Source organism: Dietzia sp. UCD-THP, from assembly GCF_000349585.1.
In the GTDB taxonomy this organism is placed as follows: domain Bacteria; phylum Actinomycetota; class Actinomycetes; order Mycobacteriales; family Mycobacteriaceae; genus Dietzia; species Dietzia natronolimnaea_A.
On the sequence record NZ_KB714671.1, the window covers coordinates 1,590 to 7,603 of the forward strand.

The window sequence follows — 6,014 nt, forward strand, 5'->3', positions numbered from 1 at the left end:
GCTGCGCCTCAGCTAGCGGCAGGCCGGTGGCAATAGAGGTAGCCACGTCCTGATCGGCGGATGCGCTCGACACGGACAGCAGGCCGAGACCTGCGGCCGCGGCGCCTAGTTCGGTGCGCTCGTACCCGGACAGTTGGAGGACCCCCTCGGTATCCAGCACCGCTTCGGTCGGTCCGTCTGAGGTGAACGGCACCGTGACACAGGCCGGTGACTGCCACAGGATCGACCCCTCCGGTGCGTCCTCGGGCAGGGGCTCACCCTGGTTGTTGTCCGGGCGGAAGGTCTGCGGGTTAGTCGTGGCAGCGTCAACAAACACAGGTGCGGAAGTGAACCGTTCGCTGAACCACGCAGTCTCGGTGATGGGCGTCGCGACTGGCTCTTGGGGGCCGGCGCCCTCGTCCTGGTCGTCGTTGTTCGCACACCCCGCCAGGATCAGGACGGCGCTCGCAGCAACAGCGGCGCCTCGGGTCGCGTGACGGTTCATTGTCAACTCTCCTTAGTCGGCCTGGTCAGGCAGGCGGATCGAACGGCGTCGCCTGCTCGGGTGGCGCCTGGACGGCCCGTAGCTCCGGGCTCTGCGGACTGTGCGGGAGCTGTAGTCGCCAGTCCTCGCCGTTCCACATCATCTGCCGTCGTTGTTCAGTCATGGACCCGTCGTACTGTCGCCAGTACAGGTGAACTTGGGTCTGTTGAATCGGGTCCTCCGGGGTTGAGGACCACGCCTCCAAAGTGGGAACCCGGTCGGTTTTCGGTGGACCGATTTTCAGACCGGCACGGGCCGCCGCCCATAGTCGCCGCCCTTCGTCGTCCACGGTGACCGCGTTGAGCACTGCCCCGAAGTCCTTGTCACTGGCCGTGTCGAGCGCCACGGAGTAGTGCGCCGCCGCAAGTGCGGCACCGAACCCCGACTGATCGAAGCCTGCCGGGGCTGCCCCGTCGGTGTCAGTTGGGCCGGCATCGGCGGACGGCACCGAGAACCCCCCGCTGTTGCTCCATGTCACCGTTCGGTCCTCTGCCGCGCCCTGGTCCCTGTCGGCGTTAGGGCCACCGCACGCGGCGGCCAGTGCCACTGCCATCACTGCGGCGGCTACTCGACCACCCCTTAGACGACGATCCATTGCGCGATCCTTACTGCGTTGGCGGCGACGGCGACGGCCCCGACGATCACGAGCACGCGCCAGGTCGAGTCAGTGATCGTGACGTCCGAGCGCCACATGATCCAGATGAGAAAGATGCCGGCGACACACATTCCGAGGCTGACCCAGGAAACCCAGGCGAGCAGCACGTTCAGCTCATCGAACACGGCCTCCATGAGCTATCCGCCCCAGGTCCAGTTGACGATGGTCGCGGCGGCGGAGGCGATGATGCCGCCGACGACCACCCATGCCAATGTCTTCTTGGGATTGGATTCGTCCTGGGACGGGTCTGTATATGCCCATGCAAGCCATGCACCACAGACGATGAGCAATCCAACCGAGATCGTCGGCACGGCCCACGCCAGGACGCCGAGGATTCGCGCTCCTACCTCGGCAAATGGCCCTGCATCGGGTGACGGCTGCTCGACCTGAGCGAGGATGGTACTTAGCATTGGGTGGTCTCCGTAATTCGTAGAAGAGATGTGTACAGGATACTACAAAGAAGTACTAGGTGAAATACTCTCGGCCTGGCTGTCGATGTCGGCCTCCTGTTCGTGGTCGCGGGCAATGTCGTCCACAATCGCGGTGAACAGCGCAACGAACGGCTTGGGTAGCCCCTGCCCTCGACGGCCGCGTCCGCCGGCCCGCTGAAAGTCCCACTGCGGCAGCTCAGCGAGGGGGCGGCGGGTCGCCGCCGGCCAGTGGGGAACGCGCCGCAGGGTGGCATCCCGGTCGTCGTCCATGATCGGTATGAAACGTGCGGTGACGGGACGCGGCCGCGCGCGTTCTGGCCCTCGTGTGGCCAGCGCTGCAACCCTCCATCCGTGCGCAATGGCGGTCTCGCGCAGCGCAACGGCCGCCGACGCCTGTTCGACCCCTTCTGTCGCCAGGATGACTGTCCACGGCGATGCCTTGGGCGGTGGCGGCGACGAAAGAGCGGCCGCCGGCAGCTCGCGGGCCGCAGGCCCGAACAGTGTCGTGAATGTGGTGACTCCGGCGCCGCCCGCGGCGCCAACCACGTTGACCAGGTGCGTCATCAGCTCCTCCCGTTCGTGATCGCCACGTGCGCTCCCGCTTGGGTCACTCCTGCCAGTGGAGAGTCGACCGGGTATGCGGGATCAGCAAGGAAGGCGAGTTGCTGCGCGGCTGTGTAGTCGGAGTTCCTCGACACCAGTCGCGAGCTGGCATCCGCCACCGATATGGGAGCGCCGCCGTACGCGCCGGTCTCGTTGGCAACGGTGGTCAGCTCGTAGGCGTCAACCTTGGGCGTCGGCCCTGCTGGAATAACCGCCTCACTCTCATCCCTGAGGTACGTGCCTCTCGGACTCGGAGCGGCAGATACGGCCTGGGTGAGCGGCTTCGGGGTCCGGGCCGGGGTGGGCTCCGCAGTCGCACTAGTCCGCGAGCTAGTCGCGGACGTTTCGCTGCTTTGAGCGTCGGCGCTCTCCTCGCCTGTCGGGGTGTTGTCCCGGACGGCGGCGGCGAGCCAGTCGGCCAGTACCTCGGTGGCGGATTCGCCGCTGGCGGCGATGGGTACTGCTCGGTAGCCGTCAGCGGTGGCCAGGCGGTCCCAGGTGCGGGCCGCCGCGATCAGTTCAGGAAGCTCGGCATTATCAGTGATGTTGCTGGTCAGTGCCTCGAACACGCTCACCAGTCGGGGTCCAAGGGAGCGGGGCTTGATGAGCTTTAGGGCAGACGCTCCGGCGCGGGCGCCAAGGGTCGCGGTCAGCTCTGGCGAGGTGGCTCCGCCGGTGATTCCTGCCTCCAGCAGTGCGCCGATGGTCGCCTCATCGAGCACATCGCCGGCGACAGTGGTCGCGGCATTGATGCCGATGGACCCTGCCCTGTTGAGGGCCGCCACTGAGTCCTCGACTGTGCTCGTCTCGTCTGCTCCAGCCTGCGGGCCGGTGCGGATACGTGGCGTTGCCGCCTGTTCAATCCGCTCGGACACGGAAAACTCACCCGTCGGGGCGAGCGCGTCGATTGTGTCACCCTGCCAGCCCTCGGCCGCGTGGCGGGCGACGCCGCTGGCTGCGGTGGCGGTGAGCGACTGCGAGACGGCGTTAGCGGCCGCGAGCGGGTCTCCGCTGAAGTCGGTTCCGGCGTGGTCCATGATCGCCAGAGCAGCACGGCCCAGGGCCGCATTTTCAGGCGCAGAGCACGACAGGTCCCCGGTGACGCAAATCTGCGCGACACGGCCGGTCAGGCTGCCGAAATCCTCTATCTGCTGCGCCTCGTGGTTCAAGCCCGATCCCTTGGGGACCGTGGCCAGGTCGGCGTACAGCTTGACGCTGGTCTCCTGAGCGGGGATCTTCATCTGCCGCTGGGACGCACGCGGCGGACGGCTGCTCGTCCCTCCCGCCTGGGAGGTTGACGACGTTCTGTTGAACAGCGGCGCACTACTGGTCTTGCCGACTCGGCTACTGGGGGCCGTCCCGGTCCATGACACGGGGGCCGATTGTCCGGGCACGCCGGGAAACAGGGTCTGACCAGCCGCACGGGTTGGATCACTGATGGTGGCGGCAAATGCGACCGATTCGTCGGAAATCACGGCGTTTCCCTTGCCGATTTCGGAGGCAAATACCGACACCAGGTGTCCCCCCTGCCCCTGTCCCAACAGGGCCAGCTTCGTGTCGGGGCACTGCGAGATGACACGGTGGCTCACCTGGGTCAGCCGGGCGTATCCGTCGGTGAGGGTCTGGGAATAGGCTGCCGCTGGGTCGTCGCCGTGGCCTCGAGCCTGGTACGGGATGAAGATCGGCTCGAAAGCGGCCTCACTGTCGCCCGCTACAGGATTCACTACATCAGTGAAGATGCCGGAACCGTTGCCGGTCGGGGCGTTGGCATCGTGACTGGACGGCACTGGGATTATGGCGGTTACGGCGGCGCACTCCGCCTCGACTGCATCGGCCATTTCCGCCGCCGCGGCCGCTTGATCCGTGGTCCTGGTGGTCGTCGTGGTCTCCTGGGCCACTGCCGGCGCAGCAACCCCCAGAGGGACCGCGACGGCCGCCGCGATTGCGACGGCCGCTCGTACTCGTCTCATGGTGTTCTCCTGCTCCTACTCGGTGGCCGCATCGGTGAAGATGAAACCGCTTCCGCGACGCTCGATCTTGTACGTTCCATACCAGGTCTCTCGGACCTTCTGGTCTCCCTGCTGCCACCACGAGACCTCGGTGGCCCACCAGCCGCTTTCTGCCGGCGCCACGGTCACGCACCATGCCGCGCGGCCTTGCAGCTCCGCGAGAGAGTCGTCAATCGTGGCTTGGAACCCCTCGGCCTCGTAGCCGTCGTCCCACAGTTCCGCAACGGCGGCGCCGTCCCGGAGGTCGAAGTAGCGGTGTTGGAACTCGGCCACGAGCGTCTGTGGGCTGGTGACCTCGCCGCCCTTGCTTGTGGTCAGCGTGTCGCCTGTGTCGGCCTCGTCGCATTGCGGCGTAGACGGTCGGTTAGCCGTGCTGGTGGGCGCGGTCGTGCCTGTCTCGACGGTCGGCGGGGTCGAGGCCGGAACCGCCGCGGTGAACGGGTCGGGCTCGTCGGTAGTCCTGAGCTGCGAGACGGCGATGACCATCACTGCAACGACGATGACGCCGGCCGCGATCATCGCGACCGTAAACGCTGGTACCCGCCGTCGTGCTGGGTCGGCCACCTCACCGTTCTCGTCGGCGCCGTGAACGGTGGGCCGTTGGGCGCTCCAGCGGTCAAGCCAGTCGGTCCAGACCTGTATTGGCGTCTCGCCGCTCGGGTCAGTCTCGTTCTCGTTGGCCATAGCTATTGTTACGCTCCGAAGTATCGCAAGAGGTACAGATTAAGACCTGCCGCGATGTTATCACGGATACAGCCAGTTCCTTAGTGTGTCCACGTTCTCGCCTAGCACGCCCGCCAGGAATCGGGCGGTAGCCCCGGCGTCGACCAACCGGCGGGCAACTTCGTTCCGCTCTCGCGCAAGCGCGTTGGCCGCCGCTTGCTCTTCGTGCATGTACCGCGTCATAGAGTGGATCACATCGAGATAGCCGCGATCAGGCTCATCAGCCGCGTCTGCTGTGGATTGACGTAAGAGGTTGTAGACGCGGCCGGTGGTCAGCTCCGCCGCCTTGGCTATCTCACTCACCGACGTATCGGCCGCGCGGGCACCAACGATGAGCGATTCGCGCGCAGCTGTAGCGTCGAGCATCCGTGTTCGCGCGCGATGGCACTCGGCAGCAAGGGTTATTAACCTGTCGAGGTCATTCATGGAACTACGGTAGCGCACTAGGTGCGAGGCATCTGGGCAGCCACAGTGGGGGTGAAGAAACTAAACGGGCGCTGCACCCCGTGAGGGTCAGCGCCCGCGTGCGTTAGGTGGTGTGCCGGTCAGTACCTGTCGGCCAGCGCCCCGGCGCCGATGGAGTGAAGCCATGCCTTGACTTGGGCGAGCTCCGGGGCGGGCATTTGATGCAGGAACTGGTCGGCGGCACCGGCACCAGCACCTAGCGCGACAGAGCCACCGATGAGGCCGCCTCCGATGATGAGCAGTACGAGTTCCACGGTCGCCTCTTTCGTGTCTAGGGCCGCCGCACGGACAGTGCCGGCTCCGCCACATTAACCGGCCAATGCCTCTCGGTGGGCCGTGCGACTACGGTCGCGAGTTATGAGCGTCGCTGAGGACCGCCCCGACTACTGCCCCAACGGTCACCCCTTCGGGCCAGACAGGGTGCTGGTGGGTTGGCGGCCGCCCCCAGTAGGGCAAGTGGGTTCAGGGTCTCGGACGTACGAGTGCTTGGCGTGCGGAGCGGTCATGGATTGGAAACCCACCCTGTCACCCACGGCGGGCGGCGCCGGGTAGACGCGGAGCGGTCCAGCGCACGTGGGGCCGCCAGACGATCACAGATCGAGGGC

9 protein-coding genes are annotated in these 6,014 nt (G+C 66.3%); all 9 read right to left on the reverse strand.

Annotated elements, in window-relative coordinates; genetic code table 11:
• The coding region (locus H483_RS39810) for a hypothetical protein (protein WP_031265435.1) at positions 1–484 on the reverse strand (484 nt) is incomplete at its 3' end.
• 25 nt (positions 485–509) lie between these two features.
• Positions 510–971, reverse strand: coding sequence for a hypothetical protein (locus tag H483_RS38325; RefSeq protein ID WP_238556443.1), 462 nt, complete (start codon positions 969–971; stop codon positions 510–512).
• Between the two features lie 131 nt (positions 972–1,102).
• The gene (locus H483_RS37795; protein WP_017838612.1) at positions 1,103–1,312 is read right to left on the reverse strand and encodes a hypothetical protein; all 210 of its coding nucleotides are present in this window, start codon (positions 1,310–1,312) and stop codon (positions 1,103–1,105) included.
• A gap of 3 nt (positions 1,313–1,315) precedes the next feature.
• Positions 1,316–1,588: a TrbC/VirB2 family protein gene (locus H483_RS39380; protein ID WP_119193102.1), complete on the reverse strand. Its 273-nt coding sequence runs from the start codon at positions 1,586–1,588 to the stop codon at positions 1,316–1,318.
• 42 nt (positions 1,589–1,630) lie between these two features.
• Positions 1,631–2,173: a hypothetical protein gene (locus H483_RS39385; RefSeq protein ID WP_146776307.1), complete on the reverse strand. Its 543-nt coding sequence runs from the start codon at positions 2,171–2,173 to the stop codon at positions 1,631–1,633.
• Positions 2,173–4,110 carry a cutinase family protein gene (locus tag H483_RS37805; protein WP_181694380.1) on the reverse strand — a complete coding sequence of 646 codons (1,938 nt, stop codon included), beginning with the start codon at positions 4,108–4,110 and terminating at the stop codon, positions 2,173–2,175. Before H483_RS37805 ends, H483_RS39385 begins: the two co-directional genes overlap by 1 nt.
• Positions 4,111–4,197: 87 nt before the next feature.
• The gene (locus H483_RS37810) at positions 4,198–4,905 is read right to left on the reverse strand and encodes a hypothetical protein (RefSeq protein ID WP_017838615.1); all 708 of its coding nucleotides are present in this window, start codon (positions 4,903–4,905) and stop codon (positions 4,198–4,200) included.
• 60 nt (positions 4,906–4,965) lie between these two features.
• The gene (locus H483_RS37815) at positions 4,966–5,370 is read right to left on the reverse strand and encodes a hypothetical protein (protein ID WP_146776308.1); all 405 of its coding nucleotides are present in this window, start codon (positions 5,368–5,370) and stop codon (positions 4,966–4,968) included.
• A 119-nt stretch (positions 5,371–5,489) separates the two neighbouring features.
• Positions 5,490–5,663, reverse strand: coding sequence for a hypothetical protein (locus H483_RS39815; protein WP_017838617.1), 174 nt, complete (start codon positions 5,661–5,663; stop codon positions 5,490–5,492).
• Between the last annotated feature and the right edge of the window lie 351 nt (positions 5,664–6,014).

Bases quoted from the DNA above. Each gene is read 5' to 3' on its own strand.
- H483_RS37795 (WP_017838612.1), bottom strand. From the start codon at position 1,312: ATGGAGGCCGTGTTCGATGAGCTGAACGTGCTGCTCGCCTGGGTTTCC.
- H483_RS39380 (WP_119193102.1), bottom strand. From the start codon at position 1,588: ATGCTAAGTACCATCCTCGCTCAGGTCGAGCAGCCGTCACCCGATGCA.
- H483_RS39385 (WP_146776307.1), bottom strand. From the start codon at position 2,173: ATGACGCACCTGGTCAACGTGGTTGGCGCCGCGGGCGGCGCCGGAGTC.
- H483_RS37810 (WP_017838615.1), bottom strand. From the start codon at position 4,905: ATGGCCAACGAGAACGAGACTGACCCGAGCGGCGAGACGCCAATACAG.
- H483_RS37815 (WP_146776308.1), bottom strand. From the start codon at position 5,370: ATGAATGACCTCGACAGGTTAATAACCCTTGCTGCCGAGTGCCATCGC.